The sequence below is a fragment of the Luteibacter sp. TLI7-4A genome, assembly GCF_056754745.1.
The window spans coordinates 1,612,984-1,639,222 of sequence record NZ_JBPGWO010000001.1 but is presented as its reverse complement, the minus strand read 5'-3'; the positions used below and the strand labels follow the sequence as shown (position 1 = coordinate 1,639,222).

The following is a 26,239-nucleotide window of genomic DNA, read 5'->3' as shown; positions in this document are numbered from 1 at the left end:
AGATCACAACGCAGGCGGCGCGGTAACGCGCCGTTTTGCATTTGTGGCATCCAGCTTTCCGGCCCCGGGGCAGACATCGCTCCGGGCGAATCCTCCCTCACTTGGGGATACGGTTCTGAAATACGCCCGCATCATCGGTACCGGCAGCGCGCTTCCCGAGAAAGTGCTGACCAATGCCGACCTCGAAAAGATCGTCGATACGAGCGACGAGTGGATCCGCACGCGCACCGGCATCACCGAGCGTCACATCGCGGCGGATGGTGAAACCACTGGCGATCTCGCCTTCCTCGCCGCGCAGCGCGCGCTCGAGGCGGCGGGGGTCAAGGCGTCCGAGATCGACCTCATCGTGCTCGGCACCACCACGCCCGACATCATCTTCCCGTCCACCGCCTGCCTCGTGCAGCACCGGTTGGGCGCCAACGGTTGCGCGGCGTTCGACGTCAACGCGGCGTGCTCGGGCTTCGTGTACGCCCTGGGCGTGGCCAATGCCTTCATGCGCAGTGGCCAGTCGAAGAAGGCCCTGGTGATCGGTGCCGAAACGCTCACCCGCATGGTCGACTGGACCGAGCGCGAGACCTGCGTCCTGTTCGGCGACGGTGCCGGTGCCGTGGTGCTGGAGGCTTCGGACGAGCCGGGCATCTTCACTACCCGCATGCGCGCCGACGGCGGATTCAAGCACCTGCTGTTCAATCCGGTCGGTGTGTCCGCCGGGTTCACCGACGCCCCCAACCACGGCGTGCGCATCAACATGCTCGGGCGCGAGGTCTTCAAGGTCGCGGTGAAGACGCTGGATTCCCTGGTGGGCGAGACCCTCGAGGACGCCGGGATGAAGGAAGACGAGATCGACTGGCTGATCCCGCACCAGGCGAACCTGCGCATCATCGAGGCGACGGCCAAGCGCCTGAACATGTCGATGGACCGGGTCATCGTCACGGTGGACAAGCACGCCAACACGTCCTCGGGCTCCGTGCCGCTCGCGCTCGATTACGCGGTGCGCTCGGGCAAGGTCCAGCGTGGCCAGAACCTGCTGCTGGAAGCCTTCGGCGGCGGCTTCACCTGGGCCTCTGCGCTGCTGCGCTACTAGGCTGCCGGAATCGCCGACAGGGTCGGCTCCCACCAGGACTTGCAGTCCTACCAGGGCTTGCGGTTGTGGAGGCTCTGGTGGGAGCCGACCTTGTCGGCGATGGGTGCTTGCCTCGACCTTGCCCGTTGTCACGAGATCGCCGCTGAAGCGGCTCCCACCCTCACCCTGGCGCCCCTGCGCCCCAAAGCGGCCTCGCCAAAGCGGCCCTCGCCGCCCCGGGCAGGCATCCTCCACACGCCCGCGAATGGTGCATTGGCCCATGGGTTGCTGGCACCATGCGCGGTTTGAAGTACCGGAATCGCTTCGCATGAACTCATCCAGCGCATCGCTCGCCTTCGTTTTCCCCGGTCAGGGTTCGCAGTCCGTCGGCATGCTCGCCGACCTGGCCGCGAATCACGGGGAAGTCCGCGCCACCTTCGAGGAAGCCTCGGCTGGCGCCGGCATCGATCTTTGGGATATCAGCCAGAACGGCCCCGAGGACACCCTCAACAGCACGGAGAACACGCAGCCGGCCCTGTTGGCCGCCAGCGTCGCCGTCTGGCGCGTATGGCGGAAGCTGGGCGGGCCGGTGCCGGCCTACCTGTCCGGCCACAGCCTGGGCGAGTACAGCGCCCTGGTGGTCGCCGGTGCGCTCTCGCTGGAGGATGCGGCCGGCCTGGTCGCCCAGCGTGGCCGCCTGATGCAGGCCGCGGTGCCGGCCGGCGTGGGTGCCATGGCGGCCATCCTCGGCGGTGACGACGCGCAGATCGCCCAGGTGTGCGAGGAAGTCGCCCAGGGCCAGGTCGTCGCCCCGGCCAACTACAACTCCCCCGGACAGCTGGTGATCGCCGGCCACGCCGAGGCGGTGGACCGCGCGCTCGCCCGCCTGGCCGAGCTGGGCGTGAAGAAGGCCGTGAAGCTGGCCGTGTCCGTGCCCTCGCATTGCATGCTCATGCGCGATGCGGCCGATAAGCTCGGGGAGGCGATGAACGCGCTGGAGTGGCGCATGCCTTCGATCCCGGTGGTCCAGAACGCCGATGCACGGGTGCATGCGTCCCTGGAGGACATCCGCGGCGCGCTGATGCGTCAGCTCTACCTGCCTGTGCGTTGGACCGAGTGCGTGCAGGCGCTGGCCGCCGCAGGAATCGTCCAGACGATGGAATGCGGCCCGGGTAAGGTCCTTTCCGGCCTCATCAAGCGCATCGACAAGTCGATCGACGGCAAGGCCATCGGCACCCCGGCCGACCTCGAAGCGGCGCTGTCCCCCGCGTCCGCCTGATCCCATTCAAGTACCACAGGACATCCCCATGAGCTCATCCCTGAAGGGTGAAATCGCCCTCGTCACCGGCGCCAGCCGCGGTATCGGCGCGGCGATCGCCGATCGCCTCGCCTCGCTCGGCGCCACCGTGTTCGGCACCGCCACCAGCGAAGCCGGTGCCAAGGCCATCGACGAACGCCTCGCCGCGCACGGCGGCCATGGCCGTGTGCTCGACGTGACCGATGCCGGGGCGATCGAATCGCTCATCGACGGCATCGGCAAGGAAACCGGCGCCATCTCGATCCTGGTGAACAACGCCGGCATCACGCGCGACCAGCTCCTCATGCGCATGAAGGAAGATGACTGGAACGCCATCATCGAAACCAACCTCACCTCGGTGTTCCGCACGTCGAAAGCGGTGATGCGCGGGATGATGAAGGCGCGCAAGGGCCGGATCATCAGCATCGCCTCGGTGGTCGGCGTCACCGGCAACCCGGGGCAGGCGAACTACGCGGCCGCCAAGGCCGGCATCATCGCGTTCTCGAAATCGCTGGCCCGTGAGATCGGTTCCCGCGGAATCACCGTGAACGTGGTGGCACCTGGCTTCATCGACACCGACATGACCCGCGCCCTGCCGGAAGAACAGCGCACCGCGTTGCTTTCGGGCATCGCCCTGGGCCACCTGGGCGAAGCCGGCGATATCGCCGAGGCGGTGGCCTTCCTGGCCTCTCCGGCGGCCAAGTACATCACCGGCGAGACGTTGCACGTCAACGGTGGCATGTACATGCCCTGATGGGCCAGGGCCGGCGGCAGTCGCCACCGGCCCGTTTTTGAGAGACAATCGTCATTTCGCGCCCGGCTAAGAAAAACCGGGCGTCACCCACGTGACGGCGGTGTGTTGGCGGGTTCTGTCCTTAGCCACTACAATGCCGCCGGATTTTTCCCTCGGGAGGTAAAGGCAACATGAGCACCATCGAAGAGCGCGTCAAGAAGATCGTCGTTGAACAGCTGGGCGTTAAGGAAGAGGATGTCAGCCCGAACGCTTCGTTCGTGGACGATCTGGGCGCCGATTCGCTCGATACCGTTGAGCTCGTGATGGCTCTCGAAGAAGAGTTCGAATGCGAGATCCCGGACGAAGAAGCCGAAAAGATCACGACGGTCCAGCAGGCGGTCGATTACGTCAAGGCCCACGTCAAGGCCTGATCGAGCGACTGGCTGTCGATCGGAGGCGCCGCCTCCCGTCGATCTCCGAGCGACACGGAAGCTGCGCCTCATGGCGCAGTTTTCGTTTGCGTCTAACGCAACCTGCGCCCGCGTATGGTTTGCGCGGAACACAGTGAAGGATGAAACGCATGAGTAAACGACGTGTGGTAGTGACCGGTATGGGCATCGTCTCGCCGGTCGGCAACGATGTCGCCACCGCCTGGAAAAATGTCGTCGAAGGCAACAGCGGCATCGGCCCTGTGACCGCGTTCGACGCCAGCGCCTACACCACCCGCATCGCGGGTGAGGTCGAAGGTTTCGATGCCGTCGACGCGTACTTCGCCGGCACCGACGCCCCGGACGACGAACGGCGCGCCATCGCGAAGGACTTCAAGCGGATGGACCCGTTCATCCACTACGGCATCGTCGCCGGCACGCATGCGTTCCGCCAGTCGGGCCTCGTCGTGACCGACGAGAACGCCGGCCGCATCGGCGTGGCCGCGGGTGCCGGCATCGGTGGCCTGCACACCATCGAGGGCACGGCCCTCGAACTGGCGGAAAAGGGCCCGCGCAAGGTATCGCCGTTCTATGTGCCGAGTTCGATCATCAACATGGTGGCCGGCAACCTGTCGATCTACCACGGCATGAAGGGCCCGAACATCGCGTTGGTGTCGGCGTGCACCACGGCCGCGCACAACATCGGCATGGCGATGCGCCTGATCCAGTACGGCGATGCCGATGCGATGCTCGCGGGCGGCGCCGAGTTCGCCACCACGCCCACGGCCATGGCCGGTTTCTGCTCGGCCAAGGCGATGTCAACGCGCAACGACGATCCGGCGCATGCCAGCCGTCCGTGGGATGTCGGCCGTGACGGTTTCCTGCTGTCCAACGGCGCGGGCATGTTGATGCTCGAGGAATACGAGTTCGCCAAGGCGCGTGGCGCGAACATCCTCGCCGAACTCATCGGTTTCGGCATGAGCGGCGACGCTTACCACATCACCGCGCCCAGTGGCGACGGCGCCGAGCTGGCGATGCGCAACGCGCTGCACGATGCGGGCATTCAGCCGTCCGAAGTGCAGTACGTCAACGCGCACGGCACGTCCACGCCCGTGGGCGACCTGGGCGAAGCCAAGGCCATCCGCAACGTGTTCGGCGAGCACGCCACGAAGAAGGGCAAGTTCGCGGTCAGTTCCACCAAGTCGGTCACCGGTCACCTGCTCGGTGCCGCGGGCGGCGTGGAAGCGATCTTCTCCATCCAGGCCCTGCGCGAGGGCATCATGCCGCCCACGATGAACCTCGTCGACGTGGACCCGGAAGTCGCGGCGCTGGGCATGGACCTCGTGCCGAACAAGGCGGAGAAGGCGGACATCGAGGTGGTCATGTCGAATTCGTTCGGCTTTGGCGGCACCAACGGCACGCTCGTTTTCCGTCGCGTCTGACGCGTTGGCTTTCGTCACGCGAACCCTGGCCGGCCGGCGCGATCTGCTCGCGCCGGCCGCGTCATATCCGGAGCGCTACGTCGCATTGCTGGCCAGTGCGGTGACCGGTACGCCGCAGTCGCGCTTCGACATCCTCTTCGCGGCGGGCGATGCGTCACTGACCTTGTCCACCGACGGGGTTACCCGTGACGCGCAGGGTGCCATCGTGCCCGGCGATTTCCTCGATGCATTCGACGCTGCCTGCGCCGCGCAGCGCAAACCGCGCGTCGACGACGGGCTTCCGTTCCATGGCGGATGGGTGGTCTACCTCGGTTATGAACTGGCCGGCCAGATCGAGCCGAGCCTGCATCTCCCACCCACCCATGGCGCCGCTCCCGTCGCGTTCGCGCTACGCGTTCCCGCGGCCGTCATCGTCGACCACGTGGAGCAGCGCACGATCCTGCTTGCCGAAGAAGGTGCGGAAGACTGGCTGGATGTGCTCGCCGCCGACGTGGAAGGCACGCTTTCCGACGTGCCGCTGCCGGCGCCACGGAGCGTGGAGGAAGACGATCCCTCGCGGTTCCTCGACGGCGTGCATCGCGTGCACGAGCACCTGCGGGCAGGCGACGTCTTCCAGGTGAACCTTTCGCGCCGCTGGACGGCCACGTTCGACGAGCCACCGGCGCCGGCCCATTTGATGCAGGCGTTGCGACGAGCCAATCCCGCGCCGTTCGCCGGCCTCTTGCAGCAGCCGGGATGGGCCATCGTCAGTTCCTCGCCGGAGCGCCTGGTGGAATCGCGTGACGGCATCCTGCAGACGCGCCCCATCGCCGGTACGCGTCCGCGCCTGGCCGGTGACGACGATGCGCAGCGCATCCGCGAGCTCACCGCCCATCCGAAGGAGCGCGCCGAACACGTGATGCTGATCGATCTCGAACGCAACGACCTCGGGCGCGTCTGCGTGCCGGGCAGCGTGAAGGTCGATGAACTCATGGTGGTGGAAAGCTATGCGCACGTGCACCACATCGTGTCGAACGTGCGCGGCCGGGCACGCACGGGCGTGACGCCGGGACAGGTGATCGCCGCGACTTTTCCGGGCGGCACGATCACGGGATGTCCCAAGGTGCGTTGCATGGAGATCATCGGCGCGATCGAACAGGAGCCTCGCGGTGCGTACACCGGCGCGCTCGGTTATGTCGATGACAACGGCGACATGGACCTGAACATCCTGATCCGCACGCTGGCCGTCGAGGGCGCGCAGGTATCGTTGCGCGCCGGTGCGGGCATCGTCGTCGATTCGGTGCCCGAGAAGGAACTCGACGAGACCCGGGCCAAGGCGCGCGGCCTGCTGCGCGTGTTCGGCGCGGCATGAGCACGCGCACTTCCGTCGATTTCATCGACGCCGACCATGTTTCCGTCACCGATCGTGGCTTCACCTACGGCGATGGGCTGTTCGAAACGCTGCGCATCGTGGGCGGGCGGATTCCCTTGTGGCCGCGCCACGAGGCGCGTCTTCGCCAGGGCTGCGCCCGGTTGCGCATACCGTTGCCGGACATGGATGCGGTCCTTGCCGAAGCGATGCGGCTCTCCCGCGATCTCGCCGATGGTGTCGCCCGGATAACCCTTTCGCGCGGCGAAGGCGTGCGTGGCTACGCGCCACCCGCTTCGCCTCGCCCGACGCTCGTGGTGACGGTCGCGCCGCTTGCCTTGCAGGCGCCGGCCTATGACGATGGCATGATCGTTCGCTTGTGCGATACGCGCTTGGCGGCCCAGCCAGCGCTAGCCGGCATGAAGCATCTCAACCGGCTCGAACAGGTGCTGGCGCGCGCGGAGTGGGATGATCCTGCGATAGGCGAGGGGCTGATGCTCGACATGGAAGGCGGCGTCGTCTGCGCGACGGCCACCAACCTGTTCGCCGTCTTCGACGGCCGGCTGGTCACCCCGCCGGTCGATTCCTGTGGCGTGGCGGGCGTGGCCCGCGCGGAAATCCTGGCCGTGCGCGACGTGGCGCAGGCGCGGATGAACCCCGCTCGACTCGTCGAGGCCGACGAGGTCTTCCTCACCTCCGCCGTTCGCGGCATTCTCCCGATTCGGGTTTTCGCGACCCGTTCGTGGCAGCCCGGTCCCGTCACCCGCGCCTTGCAGGCGCATTGGCGCGACATCGGCCTGCCGTTGCCCACCGGTTCGAAGGAATCCGATCGATGAAATTGCGCGGCCTCGCCCTCTGGCGAGTCATCCTGCTGGCGGTGCTGATCGCCATCATCGCCACGGGTTCCTGGCTTTGGTTCGACTGGGCGCGCTTCGCCCGTACCCCGCTGGCGGTTCCCGCGGCCGGGCAGAGCATCGACGTGGCGCGCGGGGCGTCGTTCAAGGACATCGTGCGCGACCTGCGCAATCGCAAGGCCAGCCGGGCTTCGCCGCTGTACTGGCGATTGCTTGCGATGCAGATGCATGCGTCCGGCCGGCTGCATGCGGGCGAGTACGCCTTGCGACCCGGCATGACGCCGCGCGACCTCATCGGCGACATGGCCAGCGGCAAGGTGATGCAGCGCAACTTCACCATCGTCGACGGCTGGACCTTCGCCGACCTGCGCCGGGCGCTCGCCTCGGTGGGCACGCTCACCCACGACACCGCGAGCATGGACGATGCGGCCATCATGAAACTGCTGGGTGCCGAGGGTGACAATCCGGAAGGCCGTTTCCTCCCGGAGACCTACGCCTACGTCAAGGGCGATACGGATTCGAGCATCCTCAAGCGCGCGTACGCGGCGATGACGAAGACACTGGACGCGGCATGGCCGGGCCGGGCGCAGGGCCTGCCCCTGGCCTCGCCCTACGAGGCCCTGATCCTCGCCTCGATCGTCGAGAAGGAGACGGGCAGGGCGGACGAGCGCCCGCGCATCGCCGGCGTGTTCGTCCGCCGCCTGCAACAGCGCATCCTGCTGCAGACCGACCCGACCGTGATCTATGGGATGGGTGCCGGTTATGCGGGAAACATCCACAAGAGCGACCTCACCACCGACACCCCTTACAATACGTATACGCGGGTGGGGCTGCCGCCCACGCCGATCGCCCTGCCGGGGCGTGCGGCGATCCAGGCGGCGCTGCATCCCGCCGAGGGCAAGGAGTTGTACTTCGTCGCTCGCGGCGACGGCAGCCACGTCTTCTCGTCGACCCTCGAAGAACACAACCGGGCCGTGGCCTGTTACCAATTGAAGCGATGCCAGTGACCTCTCCCATGCGCGGCCGGCTGATTACCCTCGAAGGTGGCGAAGGCGCCGGCAAGAGCACCTTGCTGCGCGGCCTCGAAGCGCACCTCCGCGAGCGCGGTGTCGATCTCGTGGTCACCCGCGAACCCGGTGGCACGGTCGTCGGCGAGGCGGTGCGCGGCGTGGTGCTGGATGCCGCCAACAACGAACTCTGCGCCGAATCCGAGCTGCTGCTCATGTTCGCGTCGCGCGCCCAACTGGTGCGCCAGGTGATCGATCCGGCACTGGCCGCGGGCCGCTGGGTGCTGTGCGACCGCTTCACGGATGCGAGCTACGCGTACCAGGGCGGTGGACGTGGCCAGCCGGTCGAGCGCATCGCCGAACTGGAACGCTGGGCCGCCCGTGGCCTCAAGCCCGACATGACCCTGCTGCTCGACCTGCCGGTGAGCACGGGCCGGGCGCGCGCCGCGGGCCGTGGCGATGCGGACCGGATCGAGGTGGAAGGCGATGCCTTCTTCGAACGCGTGCGTGAGGCGTATCGCGAGCGTGCATCCGCCGATCCGGCACGCTTCCGCGTGCTGGACGCCAGCGCGGCGCCCGGCGACGTGCTCGACCAGGCCATCGCCGGCGTCGCCGGACTCTTCGCGAAGGCCGCTTCGTGACGGCCCGTCCCTGGCTCGCCGATGCATGGGCGCGCTTGCAGGCGCGGCGCGAACGTGACGCCCTGCCGCACGCGTTGTTGCTTGCCGGTCCGGCCGGCCTGGGCAAGCGCGATTTCCTCGCCGCCTTCGTCAACGGGTTGCTCTGCCAGCACCCTGCCGCCGGCGTAGCCTGCGGCACCTGCCGCAGCTGCCAGCTGCTCGCGGCCGGTACCCATCCCGACCTCGTCACCCTGTCGTTCGGCCTGCGCAAGGACGGCGTCACCCGCAGCGAGATCGTGGTCGACCAGATCCGCGACCTGTCCCAGCGCCTGTCCATGGCGAGCCAGTTCGGCGGCTGGCAGGTCGTCACGATCGATCCCGCCGATGCGATGAACGCGGCGGCGGCCAATGCGTTGCTGAAGACGCTGGAAGAACCCACGCCCTCGACCTTGCTCGCCCTCGTGGCCGACGAACCGGCGCGCCTGCCGGCGACGATCCGCAGCCGCTGCCAGCGGATCGATTTCCTGGTGCCCTCGCGCGAGGCCGCCCTCGGCTGGCTGCGCGCCGAAGGCGTACAGGACGCCCCCGCCGCGCTGGAGGCGGCCGGTGGCAACCCGGGCATGGCCCGTGCCTGGGCCACCGATGGCGCCTTGAAACAGCGCGGCGAGGTCCGCCACGACCTCAAGGCGCTCGCCGCGGGGCGGGGCGATGCCATGGAGGTCGTCAAGCGCTGGCAGGCGGCCGATCCCTCGCGCTATCTCTGGTTCGCCGCCCAGGCGGCTACCGACGAACTGCGCGCACGCGCGTCCGGGAGGGCCACGCCGCTGGACAGCCAGCTCGATGACGAGGCGCTCGACGGGTGGTACGGCAAGGCCAACCGCGCGCGCGACGCCTTGCGCGGTCCGCTGCGGGCCGACCTCATCCTCATCGAATTACTCGCGGCGTGGCGTTGACGCGCTTTTATCGCGCGTTCGGTCCTAATCGGACCGACGTTTTCGAACCGTAAGGAGAGTCACGTGTCGCGCCATCCGGTCATCGACGGCAGCACCCGCCTCCTGGTGGTCGCTCCGCATCCCGACGACGAATCCCTGGCCGCCGGCATGCTGATCCAGCGTACGCTGGCCGCGGGTGGCCGCGCCGATGTGCTGTTGCTGACCGATGGCGACGACAACCCGTGGCCGCAGCGGTGGATCGAACGGCGCCTGGTCATCGATGCCAGCGGTCGCGCCCGCTGGGGCGCCCGGCGCCGGGGTGAGGTAGCCGCGGCGCTGGCCCGGCTCGGCGTCGGTCCCGACCACCTGCACGCGCTGGGCTGGCACGACATGCGGGTGACCGAGGAATTGCGGTCGCGTCATGCCGCGGCCGTCGGTGTCATTCGCCGCGTGGTGGAGCGGACGCGGCCCAGTCTGGTCGTCATTCCCGACCTGGGCGATACCCACCCCGATCATGGTTCGGCCCACGTGCTCGCACGCCTGGCCCTGGCGGCGGCAGGGTCGCGGGCCGATGTGCTCACCTACATGGTGCATGGCACGGAGCGGTCCGCGCCGGAAGACCTGCTGGTGCCGGATGTGGACCCGGAGCGGCAGGCGACCAAGATCGAGGCCGTGCTGGAACACGCCACCCAGATGGCCTTGAGCCGCAAACGGATGCTCGCCGTGGCCTCGCGCCCCGAACGGTTCGACCGGCCACCGCCCGCGCCCGGCAGCGGCTTGCTACGCTTGCCGTGGCGTCCCGGTCCCCTGGCGCGTACCCGCTTGCGCCTGGTGCTGGCGGACGGGCAGGGCGTGGCGACATGGCCCTGGCGCAAGGCCCCGCTCGAACGGGCAGGTAACGGCTGGGTGTTGCCGTTGCGCGACGCCCCCGGACCGGCCTTCCTCAAGCTCACCGCCGACCTTTCCACTCCCTGGATCTACGACCGCTACGGGTGGACGGGTCCCGATCCGGAGCCGTTCGGGCTTGTGGCCCGGCCCGCCGCCTAGCTAGGATGCCGCTCAGCCAAGGGGATTCCACGCCATGACCGCCACCAGCTCCTCGCCGCGACAGGGCATTCTTTCCCTGAAGATCAAGGACGTGAATTCCCTGTACATCTCGTACATGCCCTATCTGAAGACGGGCGGCCTGTTCGCGCCCACCGCCCAGCGCTACAGCCTGGGCGACGAAGTGGCCCTGCTGGTGACCCTCATCGACGAGAACGAGCGCCTGTCGGTCGCCGGCCGGGTCGTCTGGATCACGCCGGTGGGCGCGCAGGGCAACCGCACGGCCGGCGTGGGCATCCAGTTCAACGAATCGCCCGAAAGCGAGGCCGCGCGACAGCGCATCGAGGGACTGCTGGCCGGAACCCTTGCCTCCGAACGTCCTACCCAGACGATGTGACCCTGCGATTGCACCATCGCGATGCAGTTTTTCCCTCATTAAGGCTTGTCGGAATACCTGCACGCACTGGTACAATAGATCGGTTCCCCAACGTGAGATTGTGGATATCCGGAGTCGTTGGCGCGCCCGCCGCGCCGGCACGGGTCGGTCCGTTTGGATCGATTCGAAAAAAGCTCCGGCGACACTAGCCGGACCGCTCGTCCCCGTCGACGGTCACTGATGCGCCCAGCGAGGCGCGGAGGTACGCAGCATCGTGCTTGCCCAATATTGGCCCGTCCTGTTGTTCATCGCCGTCGCCATCGGCCTTGGCAGCGTCCTTCTGGTGGTCGGCATGCTTGCCGGGCCGCGCCGTCCGGAATCGGAGAAGCTGTCGCCGTACGAGTGCGGCTTCGAGGCCTTCGAGGATGCGCGCATGAAGTTCGACGTGCGCTATTACCTCATCGCCATCCTCTTCATCATTTTCGACCTCGAAATCGCCTTCCTGTTTCCGTGGGCGGTGGTGTTCGACAAGATCGGCGCCATCGCGCTGATCGAGATGGCGCTGTTCCTCGCGCTGCTCGTGGTCGGTTTCGCTTACGTCTGGAAGAAGGGAGCGCTCGAATGGGAGTGATGACCAGCATCGACCGGGTGATGCACAACCCGGAACCGCTGAACCTCGTCGACGACATCCTCCGTCCGAACGGCGACGCGCCGGTCGTGAACCGTGGTTTCGGCGTCACCAGCATCGACGCTCTGATGAACTGGGCGCGCACCGGCTCGATGTGGCCGATGACCTTCGGCCTGGCCTGCTGCGCCGTCGAGATGATGCACGCGGGTGCCGCGCGCCTCGACCTCGACCGTTACGGCGTCATCTTCCGTCCCAGCCCGCGCCAGTCCGACGTGATGATCGTCGCCGGCACGCTGGTCAACAAGATGGCCCCGGCGCTGCGCAAGGTCTACGACCAGATGCCCGACCCGAAGTGGGTCATCTCGATGGGCTCCTGCGCCAATGGCGGTGGTTACTACCACTATTCCTATTCGGTCGTGCGTGGCTGCGATCGCATCGTTCCGGTCGATATCTACGTGCCGGGTTGCCCGCCGACGGCCGAAGCGCTGATCCACGGCATCCTGCAGTTGCAGAAGAAGATCCGCCGCACCCACACGATCGCGCGTTAACAGGGCATCGCACATGAGCGTTACTAACGAGACCTCGCTGGTCGAACGGCTAGCCGCGCGCTTCGGCGACATGCTGGTGGTCAAGGTCGAGCGCAACGAGGTCACCGCCGAGGTGGCCCCGCGCGACCTCATTTCCGTCGCCACGGCGCTGCGCGACGAGGCCGGATTCCGTTTCACCACCGTCATCGACGTCTGCGGGATCGATTACCTCAGCTACGGCCAGACCGAATGGGATACCGACACCGCGCAGGGCGAGAGCTTCTCGCGCGGCGTGGAAGGACAGTCGGCCGGCCGCTTCACCTGGGCCGAACGTCCGCGTGCCGTCGAGCTGCCGCGCCGGTACGCCGCCGTCATCCACCTGCTGTCGATCGAACTCAACCAGCGCATCCGCCTGCGCGCGTTCTGCGAAGACGATGCCTTTCCCGTCGTGCCTTCGATCACGCCGGTGTGGCCGGGTGCGGACTGGTTCGAGCGCGAGGCGTTCGACCTGTTCGGCATCATCTTCGACGGTCACCCCGATCTTCGCCGCATCCTCACCGACTACGGTTTCGTGGGCCATCCGTTCCGCAAGGATTTCCCGCTGATCGGCAACGTCGAGGTCCGCTACGACCCCGAGCAGAAACGCGTCGTCTACGAACCGGTCTCGATCGAACCGCGCGTGCTGGTGCCGCGCACGATCCGCAACGACGCCGACCTCGATCAGGCCAGGGCGGAATCCGCCGATCACTGGCGGGAGAACTAAGCCGTGGAAGAAATTCGCAATTACACGATGAACTTCGGCCCGCAGCATCCCGCTGCGCATGGCGTGTTGCGCCTGGTGCTGGAGATGGACGGCGAGACGATCGTCCGTGCCGATCCGCACATCGGCCTGCTGCACCGTGGCACCGAGAAGCTGGCCGAATCCAAGCCGTTCAACCAGTCGATCGGCTACATGGATCGCCTCGACTACGTGTCGATGATGTGCAACGAGCACGCCTACGTGCGTGCCATCGAGAACCTGCTGGGTATCGAGGCGCCGGTCCGCGCGCAGTACATCCGCACGATGTTCGACGAGATCACGCGCATCCTGAACCACCTGATGTGGGTCGGTTCCAACGCGCTCGATCTCGGCGCCATGGCCGTGTTCCTCTACGCGTTCCGTGAACGCGAGGAACTGATGGACGTCTACGAGGCGGTGTCGGGCGCGCGGATGCACGCCACGTACTACCGTCCCGGTGGCGTCTACCGCGACCTGCCCGAACAGATGTCGAAGTACCGCGAGTCGCCCTGGCACAAGGGCAGCGACCTGAAGCGCCTGAACGCCTGGCGCGAAGGCTCGATGCTCGACTACCTCACCGAGTTCACCAACGACTTCCCGGCCCGCGTCGACGAATACGAGGCGCTGCTGACCAACAACCGCATCTGGAAGCAGCGCACGGTCGGCATCGGCGTCATTCCACCCGAGAAGGCCCAGGCCTGGGGCATGACCGGTGCGATGCTGCGTGGCTCGGGTATCGCCTGGGACCTGCGCAAGAAGCAGCCGTATGCGGCCTACGCCGACATGGATTTCGACATCCCGGTGGGCGTCAACGGCGATTGCTACGACCGCTACCTGGTCCGCGTCGAGGAAATGCGCCAGTCGAACAACATCATCAAGCAGTGCGTGGCCTGGTTGAAGGCCAACCCGGGCCCGGTGATGACGCAGAACTACAAGGTCGCGCCGCCCAGTCGTGAAGAAATGAAAAGCGACATGGAAGCGCTCATCCACCACTTCAAGCTCTTCACCGAGGGCTATGGCGTGCCGGCGGGTGAGACCTATGCCGCGGTCGAGGCACCCAAGGGTGAATTCGGCTGCTACCTCGTGTCCGACGGTGCGAACAAGCCTTTCCGCGTGCACCTGCGCGCGCCGGGCTTCGCGCACCTGTCTTCCATGGACGCGATCGTGAGGGGCCACATGCTCGCCGACGTCGTCGCGATGATCGGCACCTACGATCTCGTCTTCGGCGAAGTCGACCGCTAAGTCGACGGAGTGAACTGAATCATGAAAGCCACCGGTCATTTCGAGCAGGTGAAGGACGTCGATCCTCTCGTCGTGCTCAACGATCACACCCGCGCCCATATCGATCATTGGGTGTCGAAGTTCCCGCCGGACCGCAAGCGTTCGGCGCTGATCCAGTCGCTGATGGGCGCGCAGGAACAGAACCAGGGTTACCTCACGGACGAACTGATCACCGCGGTCGCGAAATACCTCGACCTACCGGCGATCTGGGCCTACGAAGTGGCGAGCTTCTACTCGATGTTCGAGACCTCGCCCGTCGGCCGCAACAACGTCGCCATCTGCACCAACATCTCCTGCTGGTTGAACGGTGCCGAAGGCCTCGTTCGCCATTGCGAAAAGAAGCTCGGCATCAAGACCGGCGAGAGCACGGCCGACGGCCGTATCTATCTCAAGCAGGAAGAGGAATGCCTGGCCGCATGCGCCGGCGCCCCGATGATGGTCGTCAACGGTCACTACCACGAGAAGCTGACGACCGAATCGGTCGACGCCATTCTCGACGGTCTGAAGTGAGGTAAGGGCAATGGCTAGCAGCACTGGTCCGGTCGGACCCGCACCGCAGGAACACCAGGTCGTCTACACGACCCTGCATTTCGAAAAGCCCTGGGCCCTCGATAGCTACGAGAAGGTCGACGGTTACAAGGCGTGGCGCAAGATCCTGGCCGAGAAGCCCGATCCGGCCGCGCTGATCGAAGAGATCAAGAAGAGCGCGTTGCGCGGTCGCGGCGGCGCCGGCTTCCCCACGGGCCTGAAATGGTCGTTCATGCCGCGCACGGCACCGGGCCAGAAATACATCCTGTGCAACTCGGACGAATCGGAGCCGGGCACCTGCAAGGACCGTGACATCCTGCGCTTCAACCCGCATGCCGTCATCGAAGGCCTGGCCATCGCCTGCTACTGCACGGGTTCCACCGTCGCCTACAACTACCTGCGTGGCGAATTCCATCACGAGCCGTTCGAGCACATCGAAGAGGCGTTGAAGGAAGCCTACGCGGCGGGCCTGCTCGGCAAGGACATCGCCGGCTCGGGCATCGACGTGGACATCTACAACGCCCTCGGCGCCGGTGCCTACATCTGCGGCGAAGAGACCGCGCTGATGGAATCGCTGGAAGGCAAGAAGGGCCAGCCGCGCTTCAAGCCGCCGTTCCCGGCCGGTTTCGGCCTGTACGGCCGTCCGACCACGATCAACAACACCGAGACCTACGCTTCGGTGCCGGCGATCCTGCGCAATGGCGCGGAGTGGTTCCTCAACATCGGCAAGCCGAACAACGGCGGTCCGAAGATCTTCTCGGTATCCGGCCACGTGGCCAACCCGGGCAACTTCGAGATCAGGCTCGGCACGCCGTTCTCCGAACTGCTGCAGATGGCCGGCGGTATCCGCGGCGGCAAGAAGCTCAAGGCGTGCATCCCCGGCGGTTCCTCGATGAAGGTGCTGCCGGCCGAGAAGATCATGGAATGCACCATGGACTACGACTCGCTGCAGAAGGCGGGGTCGGGCCTGGGTTCGGGTGCCGTGATCGTGATGGACGAGACCACCTGCATGGTCCGCGCCTGCCACCGCATCGCGCGCTTCTACAAGGCCGAATCGTGCGGCCAGTGCACGCCGTGCCGCGAAGGCACGGGCTGGATGTACCGCGTGCTGACGCGCATCGTCGAAGGCAAGGGCACGCAGGACGACCTGCATCGCCTGAAGGCCGTCGCCGGCCAGATCGAAGGGCACACCATCTGCGCCTTCGGCGAAGCCGCCGCGTGGCCGGTACAGGGTTTCCTGTATCACTTCTGGCACGAATTCGAATACTACGTGGAGCATGGCCGTTCGATCGTCGACGGTCCGGCTGACACGGTCACCACTGGAGTCGCTGCATGAGTGCGCAGCCCGTAGCCAATGCCGCGCCGGACCTCGTCAACATCGAGATCGACGGCGTTCCGGTGCAGGTAGCCAAGGGGTCGATGATCATCCAGGCGGCCGACGCCGTCGGTATCCCCATCCCGCGCTTCTGCTATCACCGCAAGCTCGCGATCGCCGCCAACTGCCGCATGTGCCTGGTGGAAATCGAGAAGATGCCGAAGCCGGCGCCGGCCTGCGCCACGCCGGTGGGCGAGGGCATGAAGGTCTTCACGCGTTCGGACAAGGCGCTCAAGTCGCAGCGCAACGTGATGGAGTTCCTGCTCATCAACCATCCGCTCGACTGCCCGATCTGCGACCAGGGCGGCGAGTGCGAACTGCAGGATGTCTCGCTCGGCTACGGCCGTTCGGTGTCGCGCTTCAACGAGCGCAAGCGCACCGTGGCCGACGAGAACCTCGGCCCGCTGATCGCCACCGAGATGACCCGCTGCATCCAGTGCACGCGCTGCGTCCGCTTCACCAGCGAGATCGCCGGCACGTACGAACTCGGCGGCATGAGCCGTGGCGAGAACCTGGAAATCGGCACCTATATCGGTAAGACGATCGAGAGCGAACTGTCGGGCAACATCATCGACGTCTGCCCGGTCGGCGCGCTGACCAACAAGCCGTTCCAGTTCCAGGCGCGCGCCTGGGAACTGATCGCGCGCCCGTCCATCGGTTATCACGATGCGCTGGGCTCGAACCTGTGGATGCACACGCGCCGCGGTGAAGTGCTGCGCAACGTGCCGCGCGACAACGAGACGATCAACGAGTGCTGGCTCTCCGACCGTGACCGCTACAGCCACCAGGGCCTGTACGCCGCGGACCGCGTGAAGTCGCCCATGGTCAAGCGCAACGGCCAGTGGTCCGCCACGACGTGGGACGACGCGCTTTCCGTCGCCCGCGAATCGCTGAAGAGCGTCGCCGGTTCCGACCTCGGCGTGCTCGTGCACGGCGCCACCTCGAACGAGGAAGGCGAGCTGCTCGTCCGCCTCGCCCGTGGCCTGGGCAGTGCCCATGTCGACCATCGCCTGCGTCAGCTCGACTTCGCCGACAACGCCTTCGCCAAGCCGTTCGCCTCGTCCATCGCCTCGTTCGAGAAGGTGAAGGCCGCGCTGCTCGTCGGTTCGGACCTGCGCCACGAAGTGCCGCTGCTCAATCACCGCATCCGCCAGGCGGTGAAGAAGGGCGCCAAGGTGTACGCCGTCAATCCGGCCCACTTCAACTTCAACTATCCGCTGGCCGGCGAGTCCGTCGCCGCGCCGCACGCGCTGGTGAACGAATTGCTGGTCCTGGCCAAGGCCGCCAGCGAAGGTGGCGCCGGCGTGCCGGAGGCGATCGCGCCGGCACTGAACGGCGTGGAAACCACCGACGCGCATCGCGACGCGTTCAAGGCGCTGTCCAGCGACGCCGTGGTGATCCTCGGCCATGCCGCCGCGACGCATCCGGAAGCTTCCTGGCTGCGCGCGATCGCCCGTTTCATCGCGCAGGCCGCGGGTGCCGCGTTCAACGAGATCCCGCTCGCCGCCAACGCGATCGGCCTGTCCTCGGTCGGCGTGCTGCCGACCGCCGGTGGTCTCGATGCGCGTGCGATGCTTGCCCAGCCGCGCAAGGGCTACGTGCTCTACAACGTCGAGCCGCCGCACGATTTCGCCGACGGTGCGCTCGCCTTGCAGGCGATGCATTCGGCGCAGACCGTGGTGGCCTTCGCTGCCTACGCCAGCGATGCGCTGAAGGATTCGGCGGACGTCATCCTGCCGATCAGCCTCACGCCGGAGATCGACGCGAGCCTGGTCAACGTGGAAGGCAACACCCAGACCATGCTCGCCGGTGCCAAGGCGCCGGGCGACGCCCGTCCGGGTTGGAAGGTGTTGCGCGCCCTCGGCGGCTTGCTCGGTCTGCCGGGCTTCGAATTCGAGGACCTGGCCGGCCTTCGCGACGGACTCACGGAGCGTGCTTCGGAGGTCCGTCACCAGCTCGCGCCGCGCACCTCGGGCGTGACCTTCTCGCGCCTGGCCACGACGCCGATCTACCGCGTGGACGCCGTGCTGCGACGTGCGGGTGCCCTGAACGCGCATCCGCTGAACCGCCCGGCCGCCATCCGCATCAATGCGGACGACGCCGGCAAGCTGGGCCTCGCCGAGGGCGGCAACGCCCGCATCGGCGATACCGTGCTGCCGGTGGCGATCGATGCCGCGGTGCCCGCGGGCGCCGCCTGGATCGAAGCCGCGCATTCCGAAACCGCCATGCTGCCTCCGTACGGCGCGGCCATCACTTTGAGCAAGGCATAAACCATGGGTCAGCAACTCTGGGACCACCTGTTGATGCCCGTGCTGTTCATCGTGGCGATCGTCCTGCCGCTGATTATCGCGGTGGCGATGTTCGTCTACTGGGAACGCAAGGTCATCGGTTGGATGCACGTGCGCATGGGGCCGAACAAGGTCGGCCCCCTCGGCCTGCTGCAGGCCTTCGCGGACGTGGTCAAGCTCCTCATCAAGGAAGTGATCCTTCCGACCAACGCGAACAAGTTCCTCTACTACCTGGCACCGATGCTGGCCCTGGTGCCCGCGCTGGCGGCCTGGGCGGTGGTGCCGTTCGGCCCGGAGACCGTGCTCGCCAACGTCAACGCCGGCGTGCTGTACCTGCTCGCGATGACCTCGATGGGCGTGTACGGCATCATCCTCGCCGGCTGGTCGTCGAACTCGCGCTACGCGATGCTCGGCGCCATGCGCGCGGCGGCTCAGGTCATCTCGTACGAACTGGCGATGGGCATGTCCATCGTCTGCGTGCTGGTGCTGACCGGCAGCCTCAACCTCACGGCGATCGTCAACGGGCAGTCGGGCAACTTCTTCGACTGGTACTGGTTGCCGCTGCTGCCGGTGTTCGTCATCTACTTCGTCTCGGGCGTGGCCGAAACCAACCGCGCGCCGTTCGACGTCGCGGAAGGCGAATCGGAAATCGTCGCGGGCTTCCACGTCGAGTACTCCGGTTCCGCGTTCGCCATCTTCTTCCTGGCCGAATACGCCAACATGATCCTGGTGAGCTTCCTCACCTCGATCCTGTTCATGGGCGGCTGGCTGTCGCCGTTCCCCGAGTCGTGGGGCGTGGTCGGCCACGGCGGCTTCCACTGGCTGTTCATCAAGGCCTTCATCTTCGCCTTCCTGTTCCTGTGGTTCCGCGCCAGCTTCCCGCGCTATCGCTATGACCAGATCATGCGCCTCGGCTGGAAGGTCTTCATCCCCATCACCATCGTCTGGGTCCTTGTCGCCGGCTGCATGAAGTATTTCGGCTGGGTCCACATCGGCACGGGAGCCTGAAAGCCATGACCCGCGTTACCCACTATTTCAAGAGCCTGCTGCTCATCGAACTGTTCCAGGGCATGGCGCTGACCATGCGCTACATGTTCAAGCCGAAGTACACGATGCGCTACCCGATGGAGCACATCCCCAAGTCGAACCGCTTCCGTGGCCTGCACGCCTTGCGCCGTTACGCCAACGGTGAAGAGCGCTGCATCGCGTGCAAGCTGTGCGAGGCGGTGTGCCCGGCGCTGGCGATCACGATCGATTCGGCCCCGCGCGCGGAAGACGGCCAGCGCCGCACCACGCGCTACGACATCGACCTGTTCAAGTGCATCTTCTGCGGTTTCTGCGAAGAGAGTTGCCCGGTGGATTCGATCGTCGAGACGCACGTGCACGAGTACCACTTCGAGCATCGTGGCGAGAACGTGGTGACCAAGGGCCAGCTGCTGGCCATCGGCGACCGTTTCGAGCAGGACATCGCTGCCGCCCGCGCTCAGGACGCGGCTTACCGCTGAGCGCCGAAGAGACCTATGCGATGAATAACGATCTGCTCCAACTCATCTGTTTCTACCTCTTCGGTGCCGTGTCCGTCGTCGGCGCACTGATGGTCATCAGCGTGAAGAACTCGGTTCACGCCGTGCTCTCGCTGGTGCTGACCTTCTTCAGCATGGCCTGCGTCTGGCTGCTGGCCGAAGCGGAATTCCTCGCCATCGCCCTCGTCGTGGTCTACGTCGGCGCGGTGATGGTGCTGTTCCTCTTCGTCGTCATGATGCTCGACATCAAGCAGGAGCAGGTCCGCGAGGGCTTCATCCGCTACCTGCCGGTGGGCATCGTCGTGGCCCTGGTCATGCTGGTCGAAATGCTGGCGATGATCGGCGTCAAGGCCATGCACGCCCATACGCTGGGTCCCAACCCGGCCGGTGAGTCGAACGTCGCGTGGCTGGGCCAGGCCCTGTACACCGAGTTCCTGCTGCCGTTCGAGATCGCCGCGCTGATCCTCACCGTGGGTATCGTCGCCGCCGTGGCCCTGACCTTGCGCCAGCGTGCCGGTGTACGCCATCAGTCCGCCGCGCAACAGGTTGCCGTCAACGCCGTCGACCGCGTCCGCGTGGTCAAGGTGGCCAGCGAGCAGATGGCTTCCGTCAGCCCGGCCCCGGTCGTCGTGCCGCCGCAGGAGAACACTCCGTGATCACGCTTTCCCATTACATCGTCCTCGGCGCGATCCTCTTCTGTATCGCCGTCGCCGGCTTGTTCATCAACCGCAAGAACGTGATCGTGCTGCTCATGGCGATCGAGTTGATGCTCCTGGCGGTGAACACCAACTTCGTGGCCTTCTCGCGCTTCTTCGGCGACGTGGGCGGCCAGGTGTTCGTGTTCTTCATCCTCACCGTGGCCGCGGCGGAATCCGCCATCGGCCTGGCGATCCTGGTCCTGCTGTTCCGTAACCGCAGCACGATCAATGTCGCCGAAATCGACAGCATGAAGGGTTGATCCGATGAGTCTCTCGCTTTCAATCCTGCTGACGATCGCCCTCGCGCCGCTGGTGGGTTCGATCCTGGCCGGCCTGTTCGGCAAGGTGATCGGCCGGGCAGGGGCGCATACCGCCACGCTGCTCGGCGTGGCGATCGCCTGCGGCCTGTCGTTCCATGTGCTGTACCAGCTGGTCTGGGGCGGTGCGCAGAACTTCAACCAGGACATCTACACCTGGTTCCAGATCGGCCAGTACCACGCCTCCGTGGGCTTCATGGTCGACCGTCTCACCGCCATGATGATGGTGGTCGTGACCTTCGTCTCGCTGCTGGTGCACCTGTACACCATCGGCTACATGGCGGACGACCCGGGCTACCAGCGCTTCTTCAGCTACATCTCCCTGTTCACCTTCTCGATGTTGATGCTCGTCATGAGCAACAACTTCATGCAGCTGTTCTTCGGCTGGGAAGCGGTGGGCCTGGTTTCGTACCTGCTGATCGGCTTCTGGTACAAGCGCCCGACGGCGATCTTCGCCAACCTCAAGGCCTTCCTGGTCAACCGCGTGGGCGACTTCGGTTTCCTGCTCGGCATCTCGGCGATCCTGTACTTCATGGGCACGCTGGACTACCAGACGGCCTTCGACCACGCTCCGGAACTGGTCGGCAAGACCCTGCAGATCACGCAGAACCATGCGTGGGACGCCGCGACCGTGATCGGCATCCTGTTGTTCATCGGCGCGATGGGCAAGTCCGCCCAGGTGCCGCTGCACGTGTGGCTGCCGGATTCGATGGAAGGCCCCACGCCGATCTCGGCGCTGATCCACGCGGCCACGATGGTGACCGCGGGTATCTTCATGGTCGCCCGCATGTCGCCGCTGTTCGAGCTGACCGACGCCGCGCTGTCGTTCATCCTGGTGATCGGCTCGACCACGGCGCTGTTCACCGGCCTGATCGGCATCGTGCAGAACGACATCAAGCGCGTGATCGCGTACTCGACGCTCTCGCAGCTGGGCTACATGACCGTCGCGCTGGGCGTGTCCGCGTATAGCGGCGCCGTGTTCCACCTGATGACCCACGCTTTCTTCAAGGCGCTGCTGTTCCTCGGTGCGGGCTCGGTCATCATCGGCATGCACCACGAGCAGGACATGCGCTACATGGGTGGCCTGCGCAAGTACATGCCGGTCACCTGGATCACGATGTGGATCGGTTCGCTGGCCCTCGCCGGTACGCCGTTCTTCTCGGGCTTCTACTCGAAGGACGCCATCATCGAGGCCGTGGGCGAGTCGCATCGCTGGGGCGCGGGCTACGCGTACTTCTGCGTGCTCGCCGGCGTGTTCGTCACCTCGCTGTACAGCTTCCGCCTGCTCTACATGACCTTCCACGGCAAGGAGCGCTTCACGGTGGCGCATGGTCACGCCCATCACGATGCGCACGCCTCGCACGACGACGCGCATGGCGATACGCACAAGGAAGACCCGCACCACGAACCGGGCATCCTGGAACACGCGCCGCACGAGTCGCCGTGGGTCGTCACCGTGCCGCTGGTGCTGCTGGCCATCCCCTCGATCCTGATCGGCTTCTTCACCGTCGGCCCGATGCTGTTCGGCGACTGGTTCGGCAAGGCCATCCACGTGAACGAGGCGAACAATGTCCTCGGCGAACTCGCGCATGAATTCCATGGCGCGCTGAACATGGCGATCCACGGCTTCACCGCCGCGCCGTTCTGGCTGGCCTTCGCGGGCTTCGCCGTCGCCACGTACGTCTACCTGTTCAACCCGTCCGTCGCCGACAAGGCGAAGAGCGCGCTGAAGCCGGTGTACGAGCTGCTCAACCACAAGTACTGGATCGATGAACTCTACTTCGCGGTGTTCGCGAAGGGTGGCGTGAAGCTGGGTGAAGGCCTGTCGAAGGTGGGCGACGCCGCCATCATCGACGGTGCCATCGTGAACGGCTCGGCCGGCCTCGTGCAGCGCATCGCCAGCGGCACCCGCCGCCTGCAATCCGGATTCCTCTTCCACTACGCGTTCGCCATGATCCTCGGTCTTATCCTGCTCCTCGGCGGGTACTGGCTGATCGGGCAATAAGGGAAACGAGCTCTATGTCGAATCACTTGCTCAGCCTGTTGATCTGGCTCCCGGTCGTCGGCGCCATCCCGGTGCTGCTGGCCGGCGCCGGTCGCCCAGGCCTCGCCCGCTGGATCTCGCTGCTGGTCGCGGTTGCCACCTTCGCCGCCAGCCTGGCCCTCCTGCCTGCCTACGACGCCTCCACGGGTACCCTCCAGCTCGGCGAATCGATGAGCTGGATCCCGTCGCTGGGCATCAACTACTCGCTGGCGGTCGACGGCATCTCCGTCGCCCTGATCATCCTCACCACCTTCGTCCAGATCCTCGTGATCGTGGGTGCGTGGGAGATCATCCAGAACAAGCCGCACCAGTACATGGCGGCGATGCTGATCCTCGAAGGCATGATGATCGGCGTGTTCTGCGCCACGGACGCGTTGCTGTTCTACGTGTTCTTCGAGGCCATGCTGATCCCGATGTTCGTCCTCATCGGTATCTGGGGTGGTCCGCGCCGCGTCTACGCCACGCTGAAGTTCTTCATCTACACGTTCTTCGGCTCGATCTTCATGTTGATCGGCCTGATCTACCTGTACCACAAGACCGGTGGCAGCTTCGCCATCGCCGACATGGCCAACGTCCACCTGACGATGACCGAGCAGAGCTGGCTGTTCTTCGCCTTCCTGCTGGGCTTCGCGATCAAGGTGCCGATGGTGCCGGTGCATACCTGGCTGCCGGATGCCCACGTGGAAGCGCCCACCGGCGGTTCGGTGGTGCTGGCGGCGGTGATGCTGAAGATCGGTGGCTACGGTTTCCTCCGTTTCAGCCTGCCGATCACGCCCGACGCCTCGCATCACTTCGCCTGGCTGGTCATCGTGCTCAGCCTCATCGCGGTCTGCTATATCGGCTACGTGGCGCTGGTCCAGCAGGACATGAAGAAGCTGGTGGCGTACTCGTCCATCGCGCACATGGGCTTCGTCACCCTGGGTATCTTCATCGCCTTCCTGCTGGTTCGCGAGACGAACAATCCTGAAGCCGCGCGCCTGGGCATGCAGGGTGCGATGGTGCAGATGATCTCGCACGGCTTCATCTCCGGCGCGATGTTCAGCTGCATCGGCGTGCTCTACGACCGCATGCACACGCGCCAGATCAAGGACTACGGCGGCGTCATCAACGTGATGCCGATCTTCGCCCCGTTCTACGTGTTGTTCGCCATGGCCAACAGCGGCCTGCCGGGAACCAGTGGTTTCGTCGGCGAGTTCATGGTCATCCTGGCCTCGTTCAGCGCCAACCCGTGGATCGCGCTGTTCGCCGCGTTCACCCTGATCATCGGCGCCGCGTACACGCTGTGGATGGTCAAGCGCGTGCTCTGGGGCGATGTCACGAACAAGCACGTCGCGGAACTGACGGACGTCAACGGTCGCGAGATCTTCATGCTGAGCGCGTTCGCCGCCGGTGTGCTGATCCTCGGCATCTGGCCTGAGCCGCTGGTCCACCTGATGGATGCCTCGGTCGCTCGTATCGTCGAGCAACTGGCCATCACCAAAGTCTGAGCGGGAACTATCCATGCCGAGTATCAACGACATCCTGATCCTGCTTCCCGAGGTCTACCTCGTGGTCGCGGCTTGCGTGCTGCTCCTTCTGGACGCGTACCTCAAGCCGGGCCAGAAGGGCGCGGTCCATTGGCTTTCCATCCTGGTCCTGCTGATCGGCGCCTATCTCGTCGTCAGCGGCCAGCCCGCGGCGCCGGTCACGGCTTTCAGCGGCATGTTCGTCCGCGACGGCGTGGCCGAGGTCCTCAAGCTCTTCTCGCTGCTGATCACCGCGGTGATCTTCGTCTACGCCCGTCCTTATCTGAAGGAAAGGGCGATTCCGTTCGGCGAGTTCTACACGCTGACGATCTTCGCCACCGTCGGCATCATGTTCCTGGTGTCCGCCGGTAGCCTGGTCACGGTCTATCTCGGCCTCGAACTGCTGACGCTGTCGTCGTACGCGCTGGTGGCGTTGAACCGCGATTCGCAGCTTTCCTCGGAAGCGGCGATCAAGTACTTCGTCCTGGGCGCACTGGCCTCGGGCATGCTGCTGTATGGCATGTCGATGGTCTATGGCGCCACGCACAGCCTCGACCTGCACACGATCCACGCGGCCATCGTCGGCACGGAGTGGAAGACCCTGCTGCTGTTCGGCCTGGTCTTCATGATCGTGGGCATCGGCTTCAAGCTCGGCGCCGCGCCGTTCCACATGTGGATCCCGGACGTGTACCAGGGCTCGCCGACGGCGGTGACCGTGTTCATCGGTTCCGCGCAGAAGCTGGCCGCGTTCGGCATGGCGTATCGCCTGCTGTCCACCGGCATGGGCGATGCCGCCGGTGGCGCGACCGGCCTGGCCTCGCAGTGGCAGCTGATGCTCGCCGTGCTGGCGGTGCTTTCGCTGGCGATCGGCAACCTCGTCGCCATCGTGCAGACCAACCTCAAGCGTTTGCTGGCTTACTCGACTATCTCGCACATGGGCTACCTGCTGCTCGGCCTGGTCAATGCCGGTCCGGAGGGTTATTCGGCCTCGATGTTCTATGCGGTGAGCTATGCGCTGACCAGCGCCGCGGCCTTCGGCATGATCCTCGTGCTGTCGCGCTCGGGCTTCGAATGCGAAGAGATCGACGACCTGCGCGGCCTCAACCAGCGCTCGCCGTGGTTCGCCTTCCTGATGCTGCTGGTGATGTTCTCGCTGGCCGGCGTGCCGCCGTTGTTCGGCTTCTTCGGCAAGCTGCTGGTGCTGAAGGCGGCCGTCGACGCGGGCATGCTCTGGCTCGCCCTGGTCGGCGCGGTCTTCGCGATCATCGGCCTGTACTACTACCTGCGCGTGGTGAAGGTCATGTATTTCGACCAGCCGGTCGAAGGCACCGATGTCCGCGCCACGGCCGACGCGCCGGCCCGCTGGGTCCTGTCGATCAACGCGCTCGCGCTGCTGGTCCTCGGCTTCACCTGGGCACCGCTGCTGGCGTGGTGCCAGCGGGCCTTCGCAGGCTGATCCGCAGGGCAGGGAACGATCGAAGGGCGCCGGCGATCCGGCGCCCTTTTTGTTTGTGGGAGCCGGATCATGGGGGCTGCCTTGCAGGCTGTTGTGGGAGCCGACCTTGTCGGCGATGGGGGCTTGCCTTGACCTGGCCCGCTGCCG

Annotated in this window: 26 protein-coding genes; all 26 read left to right on the top strand. The window is 65.9% G+C overall.

Annotation, left to right across the window (positions count from 1 at the left end; all coding sequences use genetic code 11):
* Positions 1-115 precede the first annotated feature (115 nt).
* The 26 genes from ACR9Y6_RS07150 (at position 116) to nuoN (ending at position 26,092) form a co-directional block, all read left to right on the top strand.
* On the top strand, positions 116-1,084 hold the full coding sequence (locus ACR9Y6_RS07150; RefSeq protein WP_481282703.1) for a beta-ketoacyl-ACP synthase III: 969 nt from the start codon (positions 116-118) through the stop codon (positions 1,082-1,084).
* Positions 1,085-1,391: 307 nt separating this feature from the next.
* On the top strand, positions 1,392-2,342 hold the full coding sequence (gene fabD, locus ACR9Y6_RS07145; protein WP_481280676.1) for an ACP S-malonyltransferase: 951 nt from the start codon (positions 1,392-1,394) through the stop codon (positions 2,340-2,342).
* A gap of 28 nt (positions 2,343-2,370) precedes the next feature.
* A complete protein-coding gene (gene fabG / locus ACR9Y6_RS07140) occupies positions 2,371-3,114 on the top strand; it encodes a 3-oxoacyl-ACP reductase FabG (protein ID WP_481280675.1) in 744 nt (247 codons plus the stop codon).
* 170 nt (positions 3,115-3,284) lie between these two features.
* Positions 3,285-3,524, top strand: coding sequence for an acyl carrier protein (acpP, locus tag ACR9Y6_RS07135; RefSeq protein WP_481280674.1), 240 nt, complete (start codon positions 3,285-3,287; stop codon positions 3,522-3,524).
* Between the two features lie 149 nt (positions 3,525-3,673).
* Positions 3,674-4,963 (top strand): beta-ketoacyl-ACP synthase II, encoded by a 1,290-nt coding sequence (gene fabF / locus ACR9Y6_RS07130; RefSeq protein WP_481280673.1) that lies wholly within the window; start codon positions 3,674-3,676, stop codon positions 4,961-4,963.
* 4 nt (positions 4,964-4,967) lie between these two features.
* Positions 4,968-6,314 (top strand): aminodeoxychorismate synthase component I, encoded by a 1,347-nt coding sequence (locus ACR9Y6_RS07125; protein WP_481280672.1) that lies wholly within the window; start codon positions 4,968-4,970, stop codon positions 6,312-6,314.
* A complete protein-coding gene (pabC, locus tag ACR9Y6_RS07120; protein WP_481280671.1) occupies positions 6,311-7,147 on the top strand; it encodes an aminodeoxychorismate lyase in 837 nt (278 codons plus the stop codon). The genes ACR9Y6_RS07125 and pabC overlap by 4 nt, the downstream gene beginning before the upstream one ends.
* Positions 7,144-8,172: an endolytic transglycosylase MltG gene (mltG, locus tag ACR9Y6_RS07115; RefSeq protein ID WP_481280670.1), complete on the top strand. Its 1,029-nt coding sequence runs from the start codon at positions 7,144-7,146 to the stop codon at positions 8,170-8,172. The genes pabC and mltG overlap by 4 nt, the downstream gene beginning before the upstream one ends.
* Before the next feature lie 8 nt (positions 8,173-8,180).
* Positions 8,181-8,813 (top strand): dTMP kinase, encoded by a 633-nt coding sequence (tmk, locus tag ACR9Y6_RS07110; protein ID WP_481280669.1) that lies wholly within the window; start codon positions 8,181-8,183, stop codon positions 8,811-8,813.
* On the top strand, positions 8,810-9,745 hold the full coding sequence (gene holB / locus ACR9Y6_RS07105; protein ID WP_481280668.1) for a DNA polymerase III subunit delta': 936 nt from the start codon (positions 8,810-8,812) through the stop codon (positions 9,743-9,745). The genes tmk and holB overlap by 4 nt, the downstream gene beginning before the upstream one ends.
* 63 nt (positions 9,746-9,808) lie before the next feature.
* Entirely contained in the window at positions 9,809-10,771 is a 963-nt protein-coding gene (locus ACR9Y6_RS07100) for a PIG-L deacetylase family protein (RefSeq protein WP_481280667.1), read from the top strand.
* A gap of 34 nt (positions 10,772-10,805) precedes the next feature.
* Positions 10,806-11,165 (top strand): PilZ domain-containing protein, encoded by a 360-nt coding sequence (locus ACR9Y6_RS07095; protein WP_306847397.1) that lies wholly within the window; start codon positions 10,806-10,808, stop codon positions 11,163-11,165.
* Between the two features lie 253 nt (positions 11,166-11,418).
* Positions 11,419-11,775 (top strand): NADH-quinone oxidoreductase subunit A, encoded by a 357-nt coding sequence (locus tag ACR9Y6_RS07090; RefSeq protein WP_306847396.1) that lies wholly within the window; start codon positions 11,419-11,421, stop codon positions 11,773-11,775.
* Positions 11,766-12,320: a NuoB/complex I 20 kDa subunit family protein gene (locus tag ACR9Y6_RS07085; RefSeq protein WP_072321341.1), complete on the top strand. Its 555-nt coding sequence runs from the start codon at positions 11,766-11,768 to the stop codon at positions 12,318-12,320. Before ACR9Y6_RS07090 ends, ACR9Y6_RS07085 begins: the two co-directional genes overlap by 10 nt.
* Before the next feature lie 13 nt (positions 12,321-12,333).
* Entirely contained in the window at positions 12,334-13,062 is a 729-nt protein-coding gene (locus ACR9Y6_RS07080) for an NADH-quinone oxidoreductase subunit C (protein WP_481280666.1), read from the top strand.
* A 27-nt stretch (positions 13,063-13,089) separates the two neighbouring features.
* Entirely contained in the window at positions 13,090-14,319 is a 1,230-nt protein-coding gene (locus tag ACR9Y6_RS07075; RefSeq protein ID WP_481282702.1) for an NADH-quinone oxidoreductase subunit D, read from the top strand.
* Between the two features lie 21 nt (positions 14,320-14,340).
* Positions 14,341-14,868 carry an NADH-quinone oxidoreductase subunit NuoE gene (gene nuoE, locus ACR9Y6_RS07070; RefSeq protein WP_306847394.1) on the top strand — a complete coding sequence of 176 codons (528 nt, stop codon included), beginning with the start codon at positions 14,341-14,343 and terminating at the stop codon, positions 14,866-14,868.
* A 10-nt stretch (positions 14,869-14,878) separates the two neighbouring features.
* Positions 14,879-16,222 (top strand): NADH-quinone oxidoreductase subunit NuoF, encoded by a 1,344-nt coding sequence (nuoF, locus tag ACR9Y6_RS07065; protein ID WP_481280665.1) that lies wholly within the window; start codon positions 14,879-14,881, stop codon positions 16,220-16,222.
* A complete protein-coding gene (gene nuoG, locus ACR9Y6_RS07060) occupies positions 16,219-18,531 on the top strand; it encodes an NADH-quinone oxidoreductase subunit NuoG (RefSeq protein ID WP_481280664.1) in 2,313 nt (770 codons plus the stop codon). Before nuoF ends, nuoG begins: the two co-directional genes overlap by 4 nt.
* A 3-nt stretch (positions 18,532-18,534) precedes the next feature.
* Entirely contained in the window at positions 18,535-19,557 is a 1,023-nt protein-coding gene (gene nuoH, locus ACR9Y6_RS07055; protein WP_371022988.1) for an NADH-quinone oxidoreductase subunit NuoH, read from the top strand.
* A gap of 5 nt (positions 19,558-19,562) precedes the next feature.
* Complete coding sequence (nuoI, locus tag ACR9Y6_RS07050; RefSeq protein WP_306847390.1) at positions 19,563-20,054, top strand: NADH-quinone oxidoreductase subunit NuoI; 492 nt, start codon at positions 19,563-19,565, stop codon at positions 20,052-20,054.
* Positions 20,055-20,074: 20 nt separating this feature from the next.
* Positions 20,075-20,728, top strand: a complete 654-nt coding sequence (locus ACR9Y6_RS07045) for an NADH-quinone oxidoreductase subunit J (RefSeq protein WP_481280663.1) — start codon at positions 20,075-20,077, stop codon at positions 20,726-20,728.
* Positions 20,725-21,030: an NADH-quinone oxidoreductase subunit NuoK gene (gene nuoK, locus ACR9Y6_RS07040; RefSeq protein ID WP_036112219.1), complete on the top strand. Its 306-nt coding sequence runs from the start codon at positions 20,725-20,727 to the stop codon at positions 21,028-21,030. Before ACR9Y6_RS07045 ends, nuoK begins: the two co-directional genes overlap by 4 nt.
* A gap of 4 nt (positions 21,031-21,034) precedes the next feature.
* Entirely contained in the window at positions 21,035-23,092 is a 2,058-nt protein-coding gene (gene nuoL / locus ACR9Y6_RS07035; RefSeq protein WP_481280662.1) for an NADH-quinone oxidoreductase subunit L, read from the top strand.
* 14 nt (positions 23,093-23,106) lie between these two features.
* Positions 23,107-24,618 carry an NADH-quinone oxidoreductase subunit M gene (locus ACR9Y6_RS07030; protein WP_481280661.1) on the top strand — a complete coding sequence of 504 codons (1,512 nt, stop codon included), beginning with the start codon at positions 23,107-23,109 and terminating at the stop codon, positions 24,616-24,618.
* A gap of 13 nt (positions 24,619-24,631) precedes the next feature.
* Positions 24,632-26,092 (top strand): NADH-quinone oxidoreductase subunit NuoN, encoded by a 1,461-nt coding sequence (nuoN, locus tag ACR9Y6_RS07025; RefSeq protein ID WP_481280660.1) that lies wholly within the window; start codon positions 24,632-24,634, stop codon positions 26,090-26,092.
* Positions 26,093-26,239: the final 147 nt, after the last annotated feature.